This window comes from Rhizobium sp. GR12, assembly GCF_036596185.1.
GTDB classification, from domain to species: domain Bacteria; phylum Pseudomonadota; class Alphaproteobacteria; order Rhizobiales; family Rhizobiaceae; genus Agrobacterium; species Agrobacterium nepotum.
Genome location: NZ_JASXTH010000008.1, coordinates 277,803 through 299,222, shown reverse-complemented (window position 1 = coordinate 299,222; position 21,420 = coordinate 277,803). Strand labels below are relative to the sequence as shown.

At 59.6% G+C, this 21,420-nt stretch carries 18 protein-coding genes; 13 read left to right on the top strand and 5 right to left on the bottom strand.

What is annotated here, in order from left to right; genetic code table 11:
- Window positions 1–26: 26 nt before the first annotated feature.
- On the bottom strand, window positions 27–662 hold the full coding sequence (locus QSK43_RS16265; protein WP_332304301.1) for a LysE family translocator: 636 nt from the start codon (window positions 660–662) through the stop codon (window positions 27–29).
- Between the two features lie 339 nt (window positions 663–1,001).
- Between QSK43_RS16265 and QSK43_RS16260 the strand changes: the two genes are divergently transcribed.
- Genes QSK43_RS16260 through QSK43_RS16245 form a run of 4 tightly spaced genes read left to right on the top strand, consistent with a single transcriptional unit; the run spans window position 1,002 to window position 4,510 of the window.
- Entirely contained in the window at window positions 1,002–2,024 is a 1,023-nt protein-coding gene (locus tag QSK43_RS16260) for an ABC transporter permease (protein ID WP_332304300.1), read from the top strand.
- Window positions 2,024–2,911 carry an ABC transporter permease gene (locus tag QSK43_RS16255; RefSeq protein WP_332304299.1) on the top strand — a complete coding sequence of 296 codons (888 nt, stop codon included), beginning with the start codon at window positions 2,024–2,026 and terminating at the stop codon, window positions 2,909–2,911. Before QSK43_RS16260 ends, QSK43_RS16255 begins: the two co-directional genes overlap by 1 nt.
- 4 nt (window positions 2,912–2,915) lie before the next feature.
- Window positions 2,916–3,752: an ABC transporter ATP-binding protein gene (locus tag QSK43_RS16250; protein WP_332304298.1), complete on the top strand. Its 837-nt coding sequence runs from the start codon at window positions 2,916–2,918 to the stop codon at window positions 3,750–3,752.
- On the top strand, window positions 3,752–4,510 hold the full coding sequence (locus QSK43_RS16245; RefSeq protein ID WP_045017538.1) for an ABC transporter ATP-binding protein: 759 nt from the start codon (window positions 3,752–3,754) through the stop codon (window positions 4,508–4,510). Before QSK43_RS16250 ends, QSK43_RS16245 begins: the two co-directional genes overlap by 1 nt.
- 370 nt (window positions 4,511–4,880) lie before the next feature.
- Here QSK43_RS16245 and QSK43_RS16240 read toward each other — a convergent pair whose 3' ends face one another.
- The 3 genes from QSK43_RS16240 to QSK43_RS16230 form a co-directional block, all read right to left on the bottom strand.
- Window positions 4,881–6,479, bottom strand: coding sequence for an ABC transporter substrate-binding protein (locus QSK43_RS16240; protein WP_332304297.1), 1,599 nt, complete (start codon window positions 6,477–6,479; stop codon window positions 4,881–4,883).
- Window positions 6,480–6,557: 78 nt separating this feature from the next.
- Window positions 6,558–7,187 carry an SGNH/GDSL hydrolase family protein gene (locus QSK43_RS16235; protein ID WP_332304296.1) on the bottom strand — a complete coding sequence of 210 codons (630 nt, stop codon included), beginning with the start codon at window positions 7,185–7,187 and terminating at the stop codon, window positions 6,558–6,560.
- A gap of 6 nt (window positions 7,188–7,193) precedes the next feature.
- Complete coding sequence (locus QSK43_RS16230) at window positions 7,194–8,342, bottom strand: mandelate racemase family protein (RefSeq protein WP_332304295.1); 1,149 nt, start codon at window positions 8,340–8,342, stop codon at window positions 7,194–7,196.
- A 424-nt stretch (window positions 8,343–8,766) separates the two neighbouring features.
- On the opposite strand from QSK43_RS16230, the gene QSK43_RS16225 reads away from it, so the two are divergent.
- Entirely contained in the window at window positions 8,767–9,795 is a 1,029-nt protein-coding gene (locus tag QSK43_RS16225) for an LLM class flavin-dependent oxidoreductase (RefSeq protein WP_332304294.1), read from the top strand.
- Between the two features lie 59 nt (window positions 9,796–9,854).
- On the opposite strand, the gene QSK43_RS16220 is transcribed toward QSK43_RS16225, so the two are convergent.
- Window positions 9,855–11,162, bottom strand: coding sequence for an NtaA/DmoA family FMN-dependent monooxygenase (locus QSK43_RS16220; RefSeq protein WP_332304293.1), 1,308 nt, complete (start codon window positions 11,160–11,162; stop codon window positions 9,855–9,857).
- Window positions 11,163–11,521: 359 nt separating this feature from the next.
- Here QSK43_RS16220 and QSK43_RS16215 point away from each other — a divergent pair, with 359 nt between their 5' ends.
- The 8 genes from QSK43_RS16215 to QSK43_RS16180 all read left to right on the top strand — a co-directional run bounded on the left by QSK43_RS16215 (window position 11,522) and on the right by QSK43_RS16180 (window position 21,415).
- Window positions 11,522–12,589, top strand: a complete 1,068-nt coding sequence (locus tag QSK43_RS16215) for an ABC transporter substrate-binding protein (protein ID WP_332304292.1) — start codon at window positions 11,522–11,524, stop codon at window positions 12,587–12,589.
- Between the two features lie 7 nt (window positions 12,590–12,596).
- A complete protein-coding gene (locus QSK43_RS16210; RefSeq protein WP_332304291.1) occupies window positions 12,597–13,493 on the top strand; it encodes an NmrA family NAD(P)-binding protein in 897 nt (298 codons plus the stop codon).
- Window positions 13,484–14,668 carry an LLM class flavin-dependent oxidoreductase gene (locus QSK43_RS16205; protein WP_332304290.1) on the top strand — a complete coding sequence of 395 codons (1,185 nt, stop codon included), beginning with the start codon at window positions 13,484–13,486 and terminating at the stop codon, window positions 14,666–14,668. Before QSK43_RS16210 ends, QSK43_RS16205 begins: the two co-directional genes overlap by 10 nt.
- A gap of 93 nt (window positions 14,669–14,761) precedes the next feature.
- A complete protein-coding gene (locus tag QSK43_RS16200; RefSeq protein WP_332304289.1) occupies window positions 14,762–15,961 on the top strand; it encodes a M20 aminoacylase family protein in 1,200 nt (399 codons plus the stop codon).
- A gap of 34 nt (window positions 15,962–15,995) precedes the next feature.
- Complete coding sequence (locus QSK43_RS16195; protein WP_332304288.1) at window positions 15,996–17,585, top strand: ABC transporter substrate-binding protein; 1,590 nt, start codon at window positions 15,996–15,998, stop codon at window positions 17,583–17,585.
- Window positions 17,586–18,020: 435 nt separating this feature from the next.
- Window positions 18,021–18,371, top strand: a complete 351-nt coding sequence (locus QSK43_RS16190; protein ID WP_332304287.1) for a DUF3088 domain-containing protein — start codon at window positions 18,021–18,023, stop codon at window positions 18,369–18,371.
- 40 nt (window positions 18,372–18,411) lie between these two features.
- Window positions 18,412–20,007 carry an ABC transporter substrate-binding protein gene (locus QSK43_RS16185; RefSeq protein ID WP_332304286.1) on the top strand — a complete coding sequence of 532 codons (1,596 nt, stop codon included), beginning with the start codon at window positions 18,412–18,414 and terminating at the stop codon, window positions 20,005–20,007.
- Between the two features lie 55 nt (window positions 20,008–20,062).
- A complete protein-coding gene (locus QSK43_RS16180) occupies window positions 20,063–21,415 on the top strand; it encodes an LLM class flavin-dependent oxidoreductase (protein WP_332304285.1) in 1,353 nt (450 codons plus the stop codon).
- Window positions 21,416–21,420: the final 5 nt, after the last annotated feature.

Below are 21,420 nucleotides of genomic sequence, written 5' to 3'. Positions count from 1 at the left end.
TTGGAAAAACGTTCTTCTTCAGCGGTTTACGTGCTTGCCCGTCGATACAAGGCCAGAGAGGCGGCAAGCGTCAGAAGCGCGCCGCCGCAAATTCGGTCGAGCCACAGCGCTCCGGATTTCCGCAATAATCTGACGGCCTGCGAGCCAAGCAGGGCATATCCGAACATCACGATGAAATCGATGCTGGCAAAGACCAGCGCAAGCACCGCATATTGCTGGATCTGCGGCATTGCCAGATCGATGAATTGCGGCAGGAAGGCCGAAAAGAACAGATATCCTTTGGGGTTGGTAACCGCCACAAGGAAGCTCTTGAGGAAAATCGAGCGGGCGGAAGTGGCTCCGGTTGCGGCTGCCGATTGGAGCGCGCCATCGAGCGACCCTCTGGAGCGCAAAAACATGATGCCGAGGAAAGCAAGATAACAAACGCCGACCCATTTAACGACGCCGAACCAGAATTCCGAGGCAGCGAGCAAGGCTCCCAATCCCAGCGCAACCGCGCCGATCAGGACGAAATCGGAGAGAACAGCACCGGCCATGCCGATCAGGGCGCGGCGGACCCCGAACCGTGAGCCATTCGCGAGCGCCAGCAAAACCGTTGGGCCGGGCGTCGCAATGCCGATAAAGGCGACCAAGGCAAATGCCAGAAGTGTCATCTCCGCCATTTTTTCCCTCCCCCTGAAGCGGCGATGTAGCCGGTATCATCGCTGGACTGATTTCTCCGCAGGCATTTTTCGCAGCTGAAGAGTACAGTTTTTTCGATCGCGGCAACGTGCGTGATTTCTGTTCCGGCGAAGGAAAGAACGGTTGGTTTCCGGGGCGAAACGCCGCCTCCGGAGGGCAGCGCCGCTGCCCGGTTCCGGGATTTCCAGGCCTCGCTGCGGCATCAAATTTGCCGGCATATGCTTGACAGCCTCCAACACCTGTGACAACTTGTGAATAGTTGTCAGACAGGATTACGCCTTCGCTCTTTTGCGCAATCGACTTCTGGCAAGGGAGGAATCATGCCAAAAAGACGCCTTTCGCTGTATGGCCTGTCCGGCCAGATCGGAAGTATTGCGGTCACGCTGCTCGGATTGCTGCTGCTGACCTTTTTCATCGGCCGCCTGATGCCCGCCGATCCGGTGCGGGCGATCGTCGGCGAGGACGCGACCCGCGAAACCTATGAGCAGGTTTACCATGCGCTCGGTTTCGACCGTCCGCTGTGGCAACAGTTCATCTATTATCTAGGCGATGTCTTCACCGGCGATTTCGGAACGTCGATCCGCACCGGCCGTCCCGTCATCGAAGATATAATACGAGTGATGCCGGCGACGATGGAGCTTGCGACCTTCGCAATCCTGATTGGCGCCGGCCTTGGAATTCCCATGGGCGTCTACGCCGCCGTCAAGAAAGACCGCTGGCAGGACCATCTCGTGCGGGTGCTCAGCCTGTTCGGCCATTCCATGCCGATCTTCTGGACCGGCATGATCGCCCTTATCGTTTTTTACGCCCATCTCGGCCTTGTCGGCGGCGGCGGCCGCATGGACCAGTTCTATATCGGTCTCGTGGAGGAGCGAACGGGCTTCCTGCTGATCGACAGCCTGCTTGCGGGCGATATGGAAGTCTTCCGGTCGGCCATCAATCACCTCATCCTCCCCGCCGCTCTGCTGGGTTACTCGTCGTCGGCCTATATCACCCGCATGACGCGCAGCTTCATGCTCGACCAGCTAGGGCAGGAATATGTGACGACCGCCCGCGTCAAAGGCCTGTCGCAACGGCAAACGGTTTGGCTGCACGCTTTCGGCAATATCCGCGTGCAGCTCGTCACCATCATCGCCCTTGCCTACGGCTCACTGCTGGAAGGCGCGGTCCTGATCGAGACTGTCTTTGCCTGGCCGGGTTTCGGTCAATATCTCACCAGCAATCTTATCATCGGCGACATGAATGCCGTGATGACCTGCGTACTCATCGTCGGCGTCATCTTCATCGGGCTCAATCTCCTGTCCGACATTCTCTACCGCTTTTTCGATCCGAGGACCCGCTGATGACAGCCCGTGCTGAAACCTCCCTGCGTCTTCCAGTGCCGTTGAACGCGCTGAAGAACATCCTTGTCTTCCTGCTGAAAAGCCCGACATCGGCTTTCGGTCTGGCTGTCTTGCTGCTTCTCGTCATCGCGGCGGTTTTCGCGCCCTGGCTTGCGACGCATGATCCTTATGTGCAGGATCTTGCCAATACGCTGCAACCGCCAGGCAACGGCCATTTCTTCGGCACGGACGAGCTTGGACGCGATATCTACAGCCGCCTTCTCTGGGGCGCCCGCATCACCCTCACCATCATTTCGCTGGTGTCGATCATCGTCGGTCCAGTCGGTCTTCTGGTCGGCACGGCCTCCGGTTATCTCGGCGGCAAGTTCGATACGGTGATGATGCGCATCACGGATATTTTCCTGTCGTTCCCGAGCCTCATCCTGTCACTCGCCTTCGTGGCGGCGCTTGGCCCCAGTCTCAACAATGCGATCATTGCGATTGCGCTCACCTCATGGCCGCCGATCGCACGCCTCGCCCGAGCCGAGGCGATGACGTTCCGCAAGGCGGATTATATCGCCGCCGCAAGGCTTCAGGGCGCTTCGCCGCTGCGTATCATCATAAAATCGATCATGCCGATGTGCCTGCCCTCCGTCCTGATCCGCCTGACGCTGAACATGGCGACCGTCATTCTGACCGCCGCCGGCCTCGGCTTCCTCGGTCTCGGTGCACAGCCGCCGCTGCCAGAATGGGGGGCGATGATCGCCACCGGTCGGCGTTACATGCTCGACAGCTGGTGGCTCGTCACCTTCCCCGGCGTTGCGATCCTTTCCGTCAGCCTCGCCTTCAACCTTCTGGGTGACGGTCTGCGGGATGCGCTCGATCCGAAGCAGATGAACCGGAAATAGGGCCATGGAAAAACCAATCCTCGACGTCGAAAATCTCCGCATCCGTTATGGCGGCTCGCCCACCGAGGCCGTGCGCGGCATCTCCTTTACCCTTGGCCGGGAGCGCCTCGGCATTGTCGGCGAAAGCGGCTCGGGCAAATCCACCGTCGGCAGGGCCCTGCTGCGTCTCCTGCCATCGGCGACGATCACCGCCGACAAGCTTGATTTTGACGGTCTCGATCTTCTATCGCTCAGTGAGAAAGAGATGCTGAAGGTTCGCGGACGGCGCATGTCGATGATCCTTCAGGATCCGAAATTCTCCCTCAATCCCATTCGCCGCGTCGGCGATCAGGTGACGGAAACCTACCTGCGCCACTTCAAGGCATCGAAATCGGAAGCCCGGGAAAAGGCGCTCGCCATGCTCGACGCGGTGAAGATCCGCGACGCCGAACGCGTCTACGAGCAATATCCGCATGAGATTTCCGGCGGCATGGGCCAGCGTGTCATGATTGCCATGATGCTGCTTGCCGATCCCGATCTCGTCATCGCCGACGAGCCGACCTCCGCGCTGGATGTGACGGTACGACTTCAAGTTCTGAACATTCTCGACAGCCTTGTGCGGGATCGCGGCATCGGCCTGATCATGATCAGCCATGACCTCAATCTGGTGCGCAATTTCTGCGATCGGGTTCTCATCATGTATTCCGGCCGGGTGGTGGAAACGCTTGCCGCGCGCGATCTCGATCAGGCGCAGCATCCCTATACGCGTGGCCTTTTGGCGGCGCAGCCGCGCATCGGTGGCACGCGCGCGCCGCTCGCGGTGCTGGATCGCCGTCCCGAGTGGCTGGAGGAGAAAGTATAATGGCCGTTTCCGTTGAAACCCGCGATCTTTCCATCACCTTCGGCAGTGGCCACACGGCACTGAAAGTGCTGCCCTCCGTGTCCTTTCGCGTCGAGCCGGGCGAGTGCTTCGGGCTGGTCGGCGAAAGCGGTTCGGGCAAATCCACCGTGCTTCGTTGCGTGTCGATGCTGAACGATTTCTGGAGTGGCGAAATTCTCATCAACGGCCAGTCGGTTCGCGACATGCCGCTGATCGAGCGATGCCGCACGTTGCAGATGGTGTTTCAGGATCCCTATGGATCGCTGCATCCCCGCCAGTCGGTGCGCACCGTGCTGTCGGAATCGCTCTCGATCCACAAGCTCGGCGACCGCGAGGAGCGTATGCGCAAGGTGATTACGGATGTCGGCCTGCCCGTGTCGTTCCTGGACCGCTTCCCGCATCAGCTTTCCGGCGGCCAGCGGCAGCGCGTGGCGATTGCCCGTGCGCTGATCCTCGAACCGTCGCTGCTTCTGCTTGACGAGCCGACGTCTGCGCTCGATGTTTCGGTGCAGGCGGAAATCCTCAACCTGTTGCAGCGCCTACGCGAGGAACGCGGTTTCACCTATATCATGGTGACCCACGACCTCGCCGTCGTCGATCACATGTGTGACCGCTTCGCCGTGATGCTGCGCGGCGAAATCACCGAAATCCTGCCGCGCGAGGCCATCGCCGGCAATGGCGCGACACATCCCTATGCGCGCGAACTGATCGGCGCCTCACTGGAATATGAAGGCGCATGACAGCTCCAAGAATGTGATCGCCTTCCTCCGGGGCGTCACACATAATAAAATCCTCCTTCCTTGCCCGGCCTAAGTGCCGGGCAATTTTTTGGATGGCGGGCCGCCAACTGCGCCTAGGCCGCTGACAAAGTACGAGACCCTCTCTTCCGTCATGCCGGACTTGATCCGGCATCCAGCCACGGCGCCTCTGCGCCGTGGAAAGACTCTTTCGCGATCAAGGACTTTATCGCACTAGACCCCGGATCTAGTCCGGGGTGACGGGGTTCTGATGCTGCGCTTTCGCCAACACGTCGGATTTATGGGACCTTGTTGCCAGTAAAAAGGCGCGGGGTTAGCCGCGCCTGGTCTTATTCGCAGATGTGGCAGTGGATCACCGCTCCTTACTCACCTCTTCGAAACGCGAGAGCCAGGGGCTGACGATCATGCCCTTGATATCGCTGCGGAAGGCGGCAGTGTCGACGACTTCGGAGAAGGGCTGAATGGACATGACGATTTCGTCCATATAGGCCTGCAAATCTTCGTAGAGCTTTGCCTGTTTCGTCGCGTCGCGCTCGACAAGGGCTTCCTCGATCATCTTGTTCAGCTTTTCATCGAAGAAGCTCGTGCGCCAACTCTGGTAGTTGGTGAGCTTGGCGTCGTCCGCATTGTTCGGATTATAGGCGATGGAGCGCAGGTTATTGTCCGGATGCGGTTGCTGGCCGCCGCCGCCACGACCGAGAAGCAGTTCGAAATTGCGCTCGCGCATGGCGCCGTAAATCTGGTCACCGGAGCCGCTGATCAGTTCGGCCTGAATGCCGGCCTGCGCCAACGTGTTCTGGATTGCCGTTGCCGCCTTCATGAAAGGGTCTTCCGAAAGCACGCGCAGCGTTGTCTTGAAACCGTTCGGATAACCGGCTTCAGCCAGAAGCGCCTTGGCTTTTGCGATATCGAGCTTGTATCCCTGATCGGGCAGCGCGCCCATCACGCCGGTGCTGAGAGAACGCTGATGCAGCTTGCCGTAATAAGGCATGACCGCCTTGTCGAGACCGTCATAGTCGATCAGATAACGCAGGGCCTCGCGTACTTTCTTGTTCGCGAACTTCTCATCCTTCATCGACACGCTGAGGTAATAAAAACCGGAGCCGGGTGTGGATTCGATAGCGATGGCCTTGTCGGCTTCCAGTGACTTCAGGTCTGGCGCCTGCAGGGAGTAGGCGACGTCGATATCGCCCTTTTCCAGCATCAGCCGCTGCGATTGCGATTCCGGCAGATGGCGCATCAGGACGCGCTTCATCTGAGCTTTTTCACCCCAGTAATCGTCGTTGCGGGTGAGGATGATATATTCGTTGGATTTCCACTGCGTAAGCTTGAAGGGGCCGGACCCAGCCGAATTGAGTGTCAGCCACGCGCCGCCGAGATCGCCGTCCTTTTCATTGGCAAGCGCCGTCTGGCTGTCGATGATCGAGCCGGGACCGTTTTGCCCGAGGATCATCAAAAGCAGATTGGGATCATCCGGCTTTGGAATATTCAGCACGAAGGTCTGGTCGTTTTCGGCAACGAAGAGCTTGTCGGCGTCTTCCAGCTTGAAACCACGCGTTTTCAGGAACGACGATTGCGCCAGATTGCGGGCGAGCAGGCGTTTCAGGCTCCAGGCCACGTCTTTTGCCGTCACGGCGTTGCCGGATGCGAATTTGGCGTCGCTGCGCAGATGGAAACGGATCGATTTCCGGTCCTCGGCGATTTCCCAGCGTTCGGCGAGGCGGGGCTGTACGCTGCGATCTTTGGGTGAAAGCACGACCAGCGTGTCGTAGATGTTATTCAGAACCTGCACCGTCTCGCGGCCGGTAATGGCGGCGGGGTCAAGGGTCAGGATATTGCTCATCGTCGTGGCGACGATGAGCTGGTCCTTCGGCGTTTCGGCAAAGACGCTGAGCGGCACGGCGCCGATCAGCAATGCGCCCAGTGCGGCGGTTGCAAGAAAATGTTTCATTTTTCCTCCCATATGGCCGGTTCATACGGCCTTCCACGTTTCGATCCGCGCGCCTGTTCCTCCACAGGCTCCGCATGATCAGCCAAGAATGTCTCTGACCGGAGCGGCGAGCGCCCGGCCGATCGCGGCCGTTGCCGGTGCTTCCAGATGCACGCCATCCACCGGCGAGGCGCTGGCGACCGATCCGGCATCGAAGAAGTCATGTCCGAGTTCGGCAGCGAGTTTGCGGTAAAGCGGCGCGAGCCGCAGCGATTGCTCGATATCGCGCCCGCCTGCGGGCTCTCCGCCGGGGCCCGCGACGCAGGGCGGCGGTGCGACGATCAGAAGTTTCGGCACCGCCTCCCGCGGCTTGTAGATGAAGGTCTCGACGATTTGCGCCAGCCGCCGCATGCCGGAAACGGCGGCTTCCGCGCGCCCGCCATGCACCGGTTTGATGTCGTTGGTGCCGAGCATGACGATGACGAGATCAAGCGGCATGTGGCACGAAAGCGCTATTTCAAGCGCGCGGACACCATTGCGGCAGGCGGGACCGGCATGGTCGTCATAACAGGTGGTGCGCCCGCCCAGCCCTTCGGAATGAACCTTTGCCTTTCCGGAAAGCTCGGCTTCCAGCACCTCCGGCCAGCGATATGTGGCCGGGTGCCTCAGGCCCGTTGCCGGGTCCGCACCCCAGGTGAGGCTGTCTCCAAAGGCGAGCACCGTTTTCATCGCCCGTTACCTCACCCGGTTATTGTCGATGAAAGTGAAATCGATATCCTCGCCAAGGCCCGGCCGGTTGGGAACGTGGACGAAGCCGTCGCTGTCCATCGGGTCGGACAGCGACTTCAGATAGTCGTGGCCGTCATCATATTCGAGGAAGGGATGTAAGAGGCCGCGCTCGTACCAGCGGCAATTCTTGGTGGCGGCGACCACATGCAGGTTCATCGCCGTATTGCCATGCACCTCGCATTCCATGCCAAAGGCTTCGGCCAGATGCATGGTCTTGAGCGCCGGCGTGATGCCGCCGACATCGTTGACGCCGGTGCGAAGAATATCGCAGGCGCCGGCCTTGATCCATTCCGCGCGGTGCCAGTGCTTGCCGGCCGCGCTTTCCGGGCCGACGACCGGAATATCGAGATTGTCGGAGAGCCACTTGTAGGAGGATAACGACTGCTCATCCATCGGCTCCTCGATCCAGTCGAAGCCGAGCTTCTCCAGTCCGCGCCCGAGCGCCAGCGCATCGGTGCGGGAATACCAGTGAAAGGCGTCGATCATCAGGCGAATATCGGGGCCGACGGCCTCGCGCACGGCCGCGCAGGCCTTGAGATCCATCTTCACATCCGGCGCCCAGCTCACCGGCGGCATCCATGTGTGCAGCTTGATGCCCTTGTAGCCGCGCTTCACCAGCGTTTCGGCAAAGCGGCCGTAGTCTTCAGGGGTTGCAAGCCCGCCTTCCAGCTCGTCGCCGCACATGATGGAGCCATAGGCGAGCACCTTGTCGCGATAGCCGCCGATCAACTTGTATACAGGTTGCCCGAGGCTGCGGCCGGCAAGGTCCCAGAGCGCGCAATCCACTACCGCCAGCGTGCGGTCCGTCAACTGCGCGGCCGAGCCGCGTTGCCAGTGGGCAAGATCCTGCCACAGGCGTTCCCGATCACGATGATCCTCGCCGATCAGGACCTTCTTGACGAATTTTTCGATGACATGCGGGCGAACGATCTCCGGCGCGGTGAAGGAATGCCCTTCCTGACCGTCTTCCGTACGGATGGTCAGCATGGCCTGTTCCACCTGATGCGCCGGGCCCGGATGTGCGTGACCGGCACTGTCCGAGTGCCGACGGGTCGTCGTGCGGAAAACACGGACCTCGACGTCGGTGATGATCATAATTCCTCCCTCATGCAGGTATCGCAGCGTTCGTGGTTGCTGCAATGTCATACATGTCTGTGTTATTTGTCAACATGTATGGTAACCTGTATTACATGTATGAGAGGGAAATCAAGGGTATTTGCGCGAAGCCGATAATGACGGCGCTATCGGCCGGGTGATTTTTGGTCGGGGGAGGGGCAGCCTTTGCCTTGAAAGAGGGAGGGCGGATATGGCGAATGTCCTCGGAAATAATCCATAATTTTAGTAGATTATTGAATCGCGCAACGATCTTTCAACAATCGCCGGGACTATAAAAGACCATGCCGTGCCAGCGATGCCGGTCATCGTGCATTCTGCCTTGCGTATGCGCGGCACGGATGACGGCCGCACCTGCGCTGCCTGAGCCTCATCTTGCCTCAACAATCATTCCCGGATGCACACCATGCCCCTTTCCCATATTTCCCATTTCGCTTTTCTGGTTCCCGGTAATTATCATGATGATGATCCTGCGCAGGGGTTGGAAGAAACCCTGCAACTTTTCGAGGCCGGCGAAGCGCTGGGCTATGATAGCGCCTGGGTCCGCCAGCGCCATCTGGAACGCGGCGTTTCCTCGGCCGCCACCTTTCTCGCGGCGGCGTCGCAACGCACCAAGCGGATTGGCCTCGGCACCGCCGTCATTCAACTGGGTTATGAAAAACCTTTCAGGCTGGCGGAAGATCTCGCCACCGTGGATGTGCTGTCATACGGACGGCTGAATGTCGGCGTCTCTGTCGGTGCGCCGCCCTTCGCCCATCTGATTTCGGACTATGTCGATACGGCACCCGATGCTGATTACAGCCATGCCCGTGCCGAGAAGCTCGCCAGGGCCTTGAGATCAGAACCGCTGTCTAGCGAAACGGAGGCGGGCAATGCAGCGGGCGCGCAGGTACCGCGCCTTCGGCCCTTCGCCAGGGGTTTGACCGACCGGCTGTGGTATGGCGGCGGATCGCAGAATTCCGCGCGCTGGGCGGGGAAGGCGGGATTCAATCTGCTGACCGGCAATATAGTCAGCGGTGAAAATACCGATGATTTTCTGACGGCGCAGGTGGCCCTCGTCAGCCGCTTCCGGCAGGAGTGGGCGCATGAGCGCCAGCCGCGCGTCGCCCTTGGCCGCGTGCTTTTGCCGACGGACAGTGCCAGCCCGGCGACACGCCGCCGTTATGCGGAGTTTGCGGCCGAGCGCGACAAGCGCACGCATACGCCGCATGGTGCGCGCCGCACGCTTTTTCTGCCTGATATCGTCGGGACGACGGATGAAATTCTGGAGAAGCTGTCGCGCGATCCCGTTCTGCCGCATGTCTCGGAATTCCGTCTGGAACTGCCCTATGAATTCCAGCCGGAAGACTATCGCCAGATCGTGACCGATTTCGCGTCTGTTGTGCCGCAGCTTTCCGGCGGGCGACCGGTTTTGAAAGTGGCGACAGCTCAATAGCGTTCACAACGTCGCCTTTTCTGCGCCGAGCGTGGGAATAGTGAACGAGGGGAACAGCGTCAGTCCGGCTGGGGCAGGCCGTATCTGTCACGTATGGTCGTGCCTTCGTATTCGCGCGGATAAACGCCTCGGTCTTGTAGCACCGGCACGACTTGTTCGACGAATTCGGCGATATCGTCAGGGGCGCGGGGCGGCTGCAATGTGTAGCCGTCAACCGTGCCGTCCTGCCAGAGGTCGATCATGCCCTCCGCCACCTCTTCCGCTGTGCCGAGTAGCAGCCGGTGATGCCCCTCCGAGCGCCGCACAGCCTCGCGGACGGTGAGCTTTTCATGGCTCAGCAGATCGGAAAGGCCAAGCCCCATGCCCACCGCCCATTGCCGGTTCTGGTCGGGAATGAAGCGTTCCGCATCCAGTTTCGCATCGGGATCGAAATCGCGGGGATCGATACCGTTTTCCTTGGCAAAGCGTGCAAGGAGACCGTCTTCCGAGCCGGTTCCGCTGTAGAGTTCGTGTTTGCGCAGCGCTTCGTCGCGGGTTGCGCCGAGAATGATGACGAGGCCGGGAACGATGCGGATGCCCGAGGGATCGCGGCCGAAGGAGACGGCGCGGTCACGGACCTTTTTGCCAAAGGCCTGGCCGGCGGGGCGGGACAATATGTTGCAATAGATAATCTCGCCATGACGTGCCGCCAGATCGATGCCGCCCTCGGAAGCGCCCGCCTGGGCGATGACGGGGTGACCCTGCGGTCCACGAGGCACGTTGAGCGGGCCTTTGACATGGAAATATTGCCCCTCATGATCGATCGTCTCGGCTGTCGCGGCATCCCAGAAACGGTCTTCCGGCACCTCGTCTTCGCGGCGCGGATCCCAGCTCGACCATAGCTTTTTCGCGACATCGAGAAATTCGGTGGCCTTGGCATATCGCTCATCGCGCGGCGGCAGCGGGTCGTTGCCGAAATTGGCGGCGACGTTGGGATTGAAGGAGGAGACGATGTTGACGATCAAACGGCCGCCGGTGACGATATCGATGGATTGCGTCCGTCTGGCGAAATTATAGGGCGAATTATAGGTGGAGGACACCGTCGCCACAAAGCCGATATCCGGCACCTGTGCGGCGAGCGATGTGGAGAGGATGAGCGGATCGATGGTGTGAAACGGGCGGCTTGTCGGGTCGGTCAGCAACGCCGGATGATCGGAAAGAAAAACGGCGTCGAACCGGCCTTTGTGGGCCAGTTCCGTCAGCCGCCGGTAATAGCCGATATCGTTGATATCGTGCCGGTCTCCGCTCCTGTATTTCCAGGCATTGGCGAGGTATCCGGTGGTGTTGATGCCGACATTCAGATTGAGCCGGCGTTTGTTCGTGCTCATGCTTCCACTTTTTCTTTCAGGTCTTTTGGATTGCCGGCCTGCGGATCCGGCGCAATTGTAAGGAAGCGTAACAGCCGGGGTTTCGGTCGCGAGTTAAAAATCCTTGCTGCTCGGAGAAGAAAAACTTTCGAGCCATGGTTGCGTCGGCTCGCAAGGAGACGCCTCCTATCAAGCGCACTCGACCAAGGCATCGTTCGAAAATGATGTCATTTCCGAAAGGATATTTTGTCAACAGCGTAAGGTGCGGGCGATGTGGAAACGAATTTCCTGAATGGCTTCTGAAATAGTATACTTTATCTATAGAAAATATTTAATGGCATGTAGCGTGCCTCCAGATCGCAATTGAGAGGACGAACGCCATGGCTGATGCGACCCTTCGCCAGGTAACCCACCCCGAAACCGTCTGGTACACCCGCTGCCCGGCGCCCACACCGCTTTCCATCGCGGTGCAGCTTGGCTGGATAGAGGAAAGTTTCGCCGGCCATGGCATCACTGTTTCCTCCATTCGCGATGCGGCCGACCCGGCCATTCGCCAGAGCCATTTCGATCACCGTCTGGATTGGTCCTTCCGGCAGGGCGGCAATATTCCGCCTATCTGGGCAAAATCCGGTGGACGCCAGACCCGTCTGGTGGGGTTGACCAGGACCGACGAGTTTCAGGCGGTCATCGCCTTGCCCGCAAGCGGCATAACCAAGGGCGGCGCACTGAAGGGCCGGCGCATCGGGCTGCCGAAACGACCGAACGAAACCATCGACTTCCAGCGCGCGACATCGCTCAAGGGCATCGTGTCGGCCCTCACCGTTTCCAGTCTTTCCATCGCTGAAGTGGAGCTGGTCGATCTCACCGCCACCGAGCCGGTGTTGCTTGGTCCGGCTGACGACAGGTTCCATGGTCTGCACCGACGGCTTCCCTATGGCGAGGAAATAGCGGCACTGCATCGCGGTGAGATCGATGCGTTCTTTGTCAAAGGAGCGGAAGGCGTCACCGTCGCCAATCTCATTGGCGCGCATGTCGTCGTGCCGACCGGGTTTCATCCCGATCCGAAAATCCGCATCAACAACGGCACGCCACGTCCTTTGACCGTGGATGCCACCTTTGCCGATGAAAGGCCCGATCTGGTCGCCGACCTCGTGGCCACGGTACAGCGGGTTGCCGGCTGGGCGAATGACAATCCGGCGGAAGCGGTGCGTTTCATCGCCTGCGAGATCGGCGTCAGCGAGGAAGCGATTATCGCCGCCAACGGGGCGGATGTGTACCGCAACCTGAGACTCGATCTCGATCCGGCGGAGCTGGATGCGCTCGGTCACTTCAAGGATTTCCTGCTGGAATGGAAATTCATTCCTGACGATTTCGATGTGAACGGCTGGGCCGATCCGCGCACCCTCTCCTTACAGCAAGATGCCGCGCAACAGGCTGCGGCGAAGTGAGGGTGTCATGACAGCAACCATTCTCGTAACGGGGGCAACCGGCACGCTCGGCCAACGCGTCGTCAGCCGTCTTTTGCAAAAAGAGGCTGATATCCGGGTGCTGACCCGCCGGCGTGAGGATGCGCTGAAGCTCTGGGGCGACAGGGTGGATATTTCAGAGGGAAACTTCTTCGATCCGGCCAGCCTGAAAGAGGCCTCACGCGGAATAGACACGGTGTTTCTGCTTTCCCCCATCGGTGAAACGCTGGCGGCGGACCAGAATTCGGTCATCGATGCTGCTCTCTCCGCTGGCGTATCGCGGATCGTGAAAATATCCGGCTCCGACTGGACCATCGCCAATGCCGCGCGCTCGATCTCGGGTGCCGCCCATGCCGAGGTGGAAAAACATCTGGCCGAGAGCGGTATTGCGCATACGGTGCTGCGGCCGAACGCATGGGTGCAGGTGGCGCTGGAACCCGTTGTCGCGGCACTGCGCAGGGGGGAAGATGTGCCCGCCCGCTTCGGTGATGCGGCCGTTTCCTTCATCGATGCCGACGATATCGCCGATGTCGCGGTTCACGCTCTGACCGCAAGCGCACCTGTTTCCGGCGCTCTTGTGCTGACCGGTGGCGAGGCCTTGACGGCGCTGGAAATCGCGCGCATCGCGGCTCGTATCCTCCATCGCCCCGTCGGAGTTTCACATGATGCCGCCCCGGCTTTCCCGCCGCATATCGGTGCATTCGAACTGAAGGCGATTGATGAATTCGGCCAACTGATCCGCGAAGGTCTCGCGGCCTCCGTCAACGATACCATCCACCAGATTATAGCCCGGTTGCCCCGTAGCGTTGAAGACTATCTGCGCGCTCGACTGGCGGCGACCGCTCCGCAGGGCGATCATTCCGAGGGAGAAAAAACATGGCGCTGACTGTTCCACTGCCTGAAGGTCCCGAACTGAAAGGTCTTGAGCTGAAAAGTCCGTCCGATTTCGAAGACAGCCCGCTGAGCCTGGCGGCAAAGCAGCCGCTGATGCTGGGGCTGTTCCTCAATCTGCAGGACATCAACTTCTCCAGCCTGCCGACTAGCAATAGCTGGACCTTCGACTACAATGCGGAGCTGGTGAAGCGTGCGGAAGAACTTGGTTTCGAAATCGCCTTCAGCCGCACGCAATGGCTGCCCAAGGGTGGTTATGACGGTGAATCCTCGCTCGACAGTTTCATTGCGCTGGGCGCCATGGCGGCGGTCACGAAGAGCATTCTTCTGATCTCCACCATCCACGTGCTTTACGGTCCCCTGCATCCGCTTCATCTCGCCAAATATGGCGCGACGCTGGATCATATCGCCAGGGGACGCTGGGGCATCAACATCGTCACGGGCCACCGCGCCATCGAGCATGAAATGTTCGGCTGGCAGCGTATCGACCATGACAAGCGCTATGACATGGCGGGCGAATTGTTCGATGTACTCCATCGCCTGTGGGGAGAAACCGAAAACTTTTCCTATGAGGGCAAGCTCAATCCCTGGGCGATCAACAACGGGTGGATAACGCCGAAGCCCGCCTTTGGCCGCCCTCCACTGGTGACGGCGACCGGTTCGCCTGCCGGCATCGATTTCGCCGCGCGCCATTCCGATCTGGTTTTCGTCACCTCGCCCGGCGGAGCGCATATCGACAGCGCACTGGAAACGCTTCCCGATCATATCGCCACCATCAAGAACCGCGCCAAAGCCTATGGCCGGCACGTAAAGACGCTCATCAACCCGATCATCGTCAGCCGCGACACGGAGAAGGAGGCGATCGCCTATGCCGACGCCATTGAGGCGGGAAAACGGCAGCCCGGCACCCGTGCCTTCGCCACCAACAATTACGACAGCGACGCCCATGCCTGGCGCGGTCGCGGCGATGCGCGCCACAAGCAGGGGCGCAATCTCGGCGGCAATATCGAAATCATCGGCTCGCCGGAGCAGGTGGTCGAGCAGCTTGTCGGCCTGAAAAAGGCCGGCATCGATGGCGTGCAGCTGAATTTTTACGATTTCCGCGAAGACCTCGAATATTTCGCGCAGCGCATTCTGCCCTTGATGAAGGAGGCTGGCCTGAGGCTCTGACGCCTCTCCCGCCTCAGCTTTCCAGTTCCGAAGCTTAGCACTTCGCAATCGCCGTGATTGCGAGAACGAGATTTTTTGCCCTGAGGAGATACCGTGAATATTGCCGTCGATCCCGTCAAAACGCCTGCACCGAAAATCATAGACCGGATCGGGACCTATGTTCCCGACCTCGTCTCCATCCGCCACGATCTGCATCAGCATCCGGAAATCGGTTTCGAAGAGGTGCGAACCTCCGGCATCGTCGTCGAAAAGCTGACCTCCTGGGGCATCGAGGTGCACCGCGGTTACGGTCAGACCGGCGTGGTCGGCGTGCTGCGCGGCCGGCACGCGGGCAAACGTTCCATCGGGCTGAGGGCGGATATGGATGCCCTGCCAATGCCCGAGGAAACCGGGCTGCCATACGCATCGGTCTATCCCGGTAAGTTCCACGGCTGCGGGCACGATGTGCACACCACCATATTGCTGGGCACTGCCCGTTATCTGGCGGAAACCCGTGATTTTGCCGGCACGGTGATTTTCATTTTCCAACCCGCCGAGGAAGGTCTGGGTGGCGCACGCGCCATGATCGCCGACGGGCTGTTCAAGGATTTCCCCGTCGACGAGATTTACGGGCTGCATAATTCCTCCCATACCGCACCCAACCATCTGAAGGTCTCGCCAGGCACCATTCTGGCGGCGGCGGATTTCTTCGATATCCGGCTGAAGGGCCGGGGGGCCCATGCTGCCCACCCGGATGTCTCGCGTGACCCGGTGCCGGCAACGGGCGAACTTATCCAAGCCTTGCAGACCATCGTCAGCCGTAATGTGCCCCCGACCGATCCCGCCGTATTGTCGATTACCCGCATCGAGGCGGGATCGGCCTATAACGTCATTCCCGAGACGGCCTCGATTGCAGGAACGGTACGGGCCTTCTCCGACAGCGTGCGCGAAACCATACGGGGCCGTATCCGCACAATCTCGGATCACATTGCCGCCGCCTATGGCCTGACCGCTGAGGTGGATATTCGCGACATATTCTCGGTTCTGACCAATGACGATGCGTCTGTGGAGATTGTTGCGGGGGTCGCGCGCACGGTTCTCGGAGACGAGCGCGTTTCCACCGAGCCCGGCTGCTTCATGGGCAGTGAGGATTTCGCTGATCTCCTGAAACACGCACCCGGCGCGTTTTTCACCCTCGGGCATTCCGGCACCGTGCCTGCCCATAATCCCGGTTTCATCGTCGACGACGCCATTCTGCCGGTCGGTGCCACTTTGTTTGCCCGGCTGGTCGAAACCCGGCTGAAGCCTGCGTGAAAATTTGAAAACAAGCCTGCAAGAGGAAACATCCATGGATATTACAAGACGTAAGACGTTGCTTTTGAGCGCTGCGCTAACCGGGGCCATGCTATTGCCATCCCTGCCGGTACTGGCGGCGGAAACGCCGAAAAAAGGCGGTATTGTCACCCTTGCGGGTCTTGGCGAGCCAACGACGCTTGTGCCGCTTTCCGATTCCAATACGCGCACCCGCGCCATTTCCACCAAAATTCTCGAAGGGCTGGTGCGGTTCGATAGCGAGTTCAAGCCGCATCCGGTTCTAGCCGAGAGCTGGGAAACATCGGCCGACGGGTTGCGCTACATCTTCAAGCTGCGCAAAGGCGTCAAATGGCATGACGGCAAGGATTTCACCGCACAGGATGTGAAATTTTCCCTGCTTGCCTTCAAGAAGGTCGGGCCGCGCGGGCGTATCACCTTCGCCAATGTTGCTGATATCGAAACGCCCGATCCGCTGACGGCCGTGGTGGTGCTTTCGAAACCTGCGCCCTATCTTCTGCGGGCGCTGACCGGTGGGGAAACGCCCATTCTGCCGGCCCATGCCTATGCTTCGGAAAACTACAATGAGAGCCCGAACGGCAACGCGCCAGTTGGCACCGGCCCCTTTTTGTTCGAGGAGTGGAAACGCGGCAGCTATGTGAAGCTAAAGAAGAACCCGAACTACTGGCAGGCCGATCTGCCCTATCTCGACGGTTTCGTGGCTAGGTTCGTCGCCGATGCGGCCTCCACCACCATCTCGGTGGAGACGGGCGAGGCGGATTATACCGCTGACGTTTCCTACAGCGATCTGGAGCGCTTGCGGCAAAATCCGAAGCTCTCGGTGGAGGTGTATACCGACTCCTATCTCAACAATGCCGCCATATTCGAGTTCAACCTGGAAAACCCCATCCTCGCGAAGAAGAAGGTCCGGCACGCGCTGGCCCATGCCATCGACCGCAATTTCATCAATGACGCCATCTTCTTCGGCACAGCAAAACCCGCCGGTTCGAACATTCCGGCCGTCTTCACCGCCTATAATGACGAGAAGCCCTTCACCTATCCTTTTGATCTCGCCAAGGCGAACGAGTTGCTGGACAAGGCGGGTTATCCAAAGGGCGCAGATGGCACTCGTTTTTCGCTGCGGCTTGCCTTCCTGCCGTCCGACGTCTTTCGCAAAACCTCAGAATATCTGCGCTCCTCCTTCGGCAAGCTCGGCGTGAAGGTGGATATTGTGGAGGGCGATCTCGCTACCTTCATCAAGCGCGTCTACACGGAGCGCGGTTTTGACCTGACGGTGAACGGCATCAGCCGGCTGTTCGACCCGACGGCAGGCGTGCAGCGCCTCTACTGGTCCGACGGCATCAAGAACCCCGCGCCCTATGTCAACGCCGCCCACTACAACAACCCCAGGGTGGACGGTCTATTCCGTGCCGCCGCCATCGAGGTGGATGAGACGAAACGGACGGGGCAGTTCCACGATATCCAGAAGATCACCGGCGACGATTTGCCGAATTTCTCGATCGTCGCCCTGCCGACCGTCATTCTGCGCAACACCAGCCTCCAGTCTCTCGTCACCACCATCGATATTGCCTATGGCGATCTGGCGACGGCCTGGAAGAATGAGTGAACGTTTGGCAACGCGGCGTTCTCCACACTCCGTCACCCCGGACCAGTTCCGGGGGCCAGCGCGATCAAGTCCTTGATCGCGAAAGACTCTCACGGCGCAGACGCGCCGTGGGCGGGATGCCGGGTCAAGCCCGGCATGACGGAAGAGAGGTCTACGATCTTCTTCATCAACTCTCACCCGGCAATTCTGCCGGGTTTTTTGTTGCCGAAAACGGCCCTCAGGCATTTTTTCTCCATCTCGCGATAACGGTATTTTCGGGAAAAACATTGCTTTCGGGATAGGCCGGGCGGAACAGCGATGCCGACTATCGGAATTCTAAAAAATCAAATTCTTCAATAATTTAGGGCGAAGGAATTCTTCGTTTTGCGGGAAGAATAGCTTTCTGGACCTCTGCTTTTTCCACCTGCACTGTGGTCATGAAATTCTCACCCGCAAATGATGGATGCCATGGCCAAGGATACGCTTTTTTTGATCGCCCCCGGTTTCGAGGACCCCAAGCACCCCGGTGTCCGGTTCGTGTGCCCGCATTGCAACCAGATCGAAGGCTTGCTTGCCGCCTTTCCGGACCTTGCTGCCAGGATCCATATCCATCGGGTTGGTTTTCAGCGTCCGCGCGAAGCGGTCATCGCCGTCGTGGGTGAGGAAAACCAGTCATTGCCGCTGTTCGTCTTTGCCGGCGATGCGCCCGCAGATGCGACGACCAAAGGCGACACGTACTTTATTCAGGAAACGAAACGCATTTTGCAAATCCTCGCCGAGCGCCACGGGTTCCCCCAGCTGCACTGAGCTGCCGCACCCCGCCCATCGGACTTATTCGGAGATAGACATGACCTTTTCCAGACGCCAGTTTCATAAGATTGCACTTGCCGCCGGCGCTTTCGTGGCGCTTCCCGGCGGTTCTTTCGCCGCTGCCGAAGAGCCAGTTTCGGGCGGTACGCTCAAGATCGTTTATTTTCCCGAGCCGACCCAGCTCGTTGCGATCAATACCAGCGCGGGTGGGCCCCAGTTCATCGGCTCGAAGATTTATGACGGGCTTTTGACGTACGATTACGAACTTTCGCCCAAGCCAAGCCTTGCCAAAGAATGGAGCGTTTCCGCCAACGGACTGGAATATGTCTTCCATCTGCAGCCGAATGCGAAGTTCCATGACGGTAAACCGGTGACATCGGCAGATGTGGAATTTTCGATCCTGCGACTGAAGGAAGCCCATCCGCGCGGCCGCGCCACTTTCTCGCATGTTGAAAGCGTCGATACTTCCGATCCGCTGGTCGCGAAGGTGAAGCTTTCCAAGCCGGCGCCAGGATTGATAACCGCGCTCGCCTCATCGGAATCGCCTGTTGTGCCAAAGCACATCTTCGAGACCTTCAAGCCGACTGACAATCCGAAACCCGCCCAGATCATCGGCAGCGGTCCGTTCGTGCTGAAGGAATGGGTGCCGGGCAGCCATATTCTTTTGGAAAAGAATGCCGACTACTGGGATGCGTCAGGCCCCTATCTCGACCGCGTCATCATTCGCCTCATCAACGATGCGGGCGCTCGCGCGGCGGCACTGGAAACCGGCGAGGGTGACATCGGCCCGAACCCGGTGGCGCTTGCCGATCTGGAACGGCTGAAATCCATCCCGACGCTGAAGGTGGATGACCGCATCTATGCCTATGCCGGCCAGCAAAACCAGCTGGTGATCAACCTTGAGAACGAATATCTCAAGGAGTTGAAGGTGAGGCAGGCCATCGCCCACTCGCTCGACGTTCCGGCGCTGATCGACACCGTGCTCTATGGTTACGCCGTGCCATCGCCCACGCCGATCAGCCCCGGTCTTCCGAAATTCCACAATCCGGATATCGGTTTTGCCAAATTCGACGTCGCGCTGGCGGAAAAATTGCTGGATGAGGCAGGCTTTCCCCGCAAGGACGGTGGCAAGCGCTTCAAGCTCCGGGTCACGACCAACCCGTTCAACCCGCAGACCTATTCGGATTTCATTGCACAGGCGCTTTCCAAGATCGGCATTGAGGCGGATATCCAGAAATTCGATTTCGGCACCTATGTGAAGGTCGTTTATACCGACCGCGCCTGGGACCTCTCAGTCGAATCCCTCTCCAATACTTTTGATCCTACGGCCGGCGTGCAGCGCGTCTACTGGAGCAAGAACTTCAAGATCGGCTTGCCGTTCTCGAATGCCAGCCACTACGCCAGTCCGGAAGTGGACCGGCTGCTGGAAGCGGCGGCGGTGGAGCCGGATATCGAAAAGCGTGCAGCCTTCTTCAAGGAGTTTCAGGCCGTCATCGCTAGGGATCTTCCCGTCATCAATCTTGTCTCGCCAATCCAGCCGGTCGTCGGCAGCGTCCGCATCAAGGATTATGCGACGGGGGCGCAGGGTCTCAGCGGCAATCTCGCCAAAACGTGGGTGACGAAGGAGGCGTAAGCGCCTCCCCACCTCTCGTTTAAAGCCTTGTTAGAGTTAAAAAGGGTTCATCGCCATGAGCAGAAAATCCGAGAAGCTGGTCCTCAATGCGTTCATCTATCCGGGTGGACATCATGAAGCAGCTTGGCGTCACCCCGAGTCGGAGCCTCTCCGCGTCACCGATATAAAACTCTATCAGGATATCGCCCGCAAGGCCGAGGCGGCCAAACTGGACGCCATCTTCTTCGCCGATGCGCCGGTGCTGGACGCTAATATCCGCTATGCCGCCCGCCACCGGCTGGAGCCGATCACCATGCTGGCGGCGCTGGCCGCCGTCACGGAAAAGATCGGTTTTATCGCCACGGCGTCCACCACCTATTACGAGCCCTATAATCTCGCCAGACTGTTTGCCTCGGTCGATCATATCAGCGGCGGCCGGGTGGGCTGGAACATCGTGACGACCTCGGCGGATGCAGCTGCCGGAAACTTCAATCTCCAGCAGCATCCGCCGCATGCCGACCGTTACCGTCAGGCGACAGAGTTCGTCGACGTCGTGACAAAGCTCTGGGACAGCTGGGAAGACGATGCCATCGTCGCCGACAGGCAGAGCGGTCTTTTTGCCGATACCGACCGCATTCACCCCGCCAATCATGAGGGCGAGTTCTACCGCGTGCGGGGCGCACTCAACCTACCGCGCTCGCCGCAGGGCCGGCCGGTCTATGTGCAGGCCGGCTCCTCGGAGGAAGGGCGAGGCTTTGCCGCCCATTACGCCGAGGCAATCTTTACCGCACATCAAACTCTGGAGAGTGCGCGGTCTTTTTATTCCGACATCAAGAGACGTGTGGCGGCCACGGGGCGTAATCCCGCCCATGTGAAAATCCTGCCGGGCATCAGCCCCTTCATCGCCTCCACCGAAGAGGAGGCGCGCAAGCTCGAGGCCAGTTTCAACGATCTCATCCAGCCGGCCTTTTCGCTCGGGCAGTTGCAGCGCATTACCGGCATCGATCTCTCATCGGCCGATCTCGACCGGCCCTTGCCGCAGGAAGCCGTGGAAGCGACGCGCGCGCAGGCGGATAGCAGCCGTCATCAGCTGGTTCTCGATGTCATCGACCGGGAAAATCCGACGATCCGGCAATTGCTGCACCGGCTTGCCGGCGGGCGCGGCCATAAGGTTATTTCCGGAACGCCGGAACAGGTGGCGGACTGGATAGAGACCTGGTTCCGCGAGGGCGCTGCCGATGGGTTCAACATCATGCCGCCATGGCTGAATGGCGGGTTCGATATCTTCGTCGACGAGGTCGTGCCGATCCTGAAACAGCGCGGGCTGTTCCGCGAGGATTACGAGGGAGATACGCTGCGCGATCATTACGGCCTGCCCCGGCCGGAAAACATCCATGTGACGAAGGAGTTGCAGAGGGAACGCGCCTGAGGTGG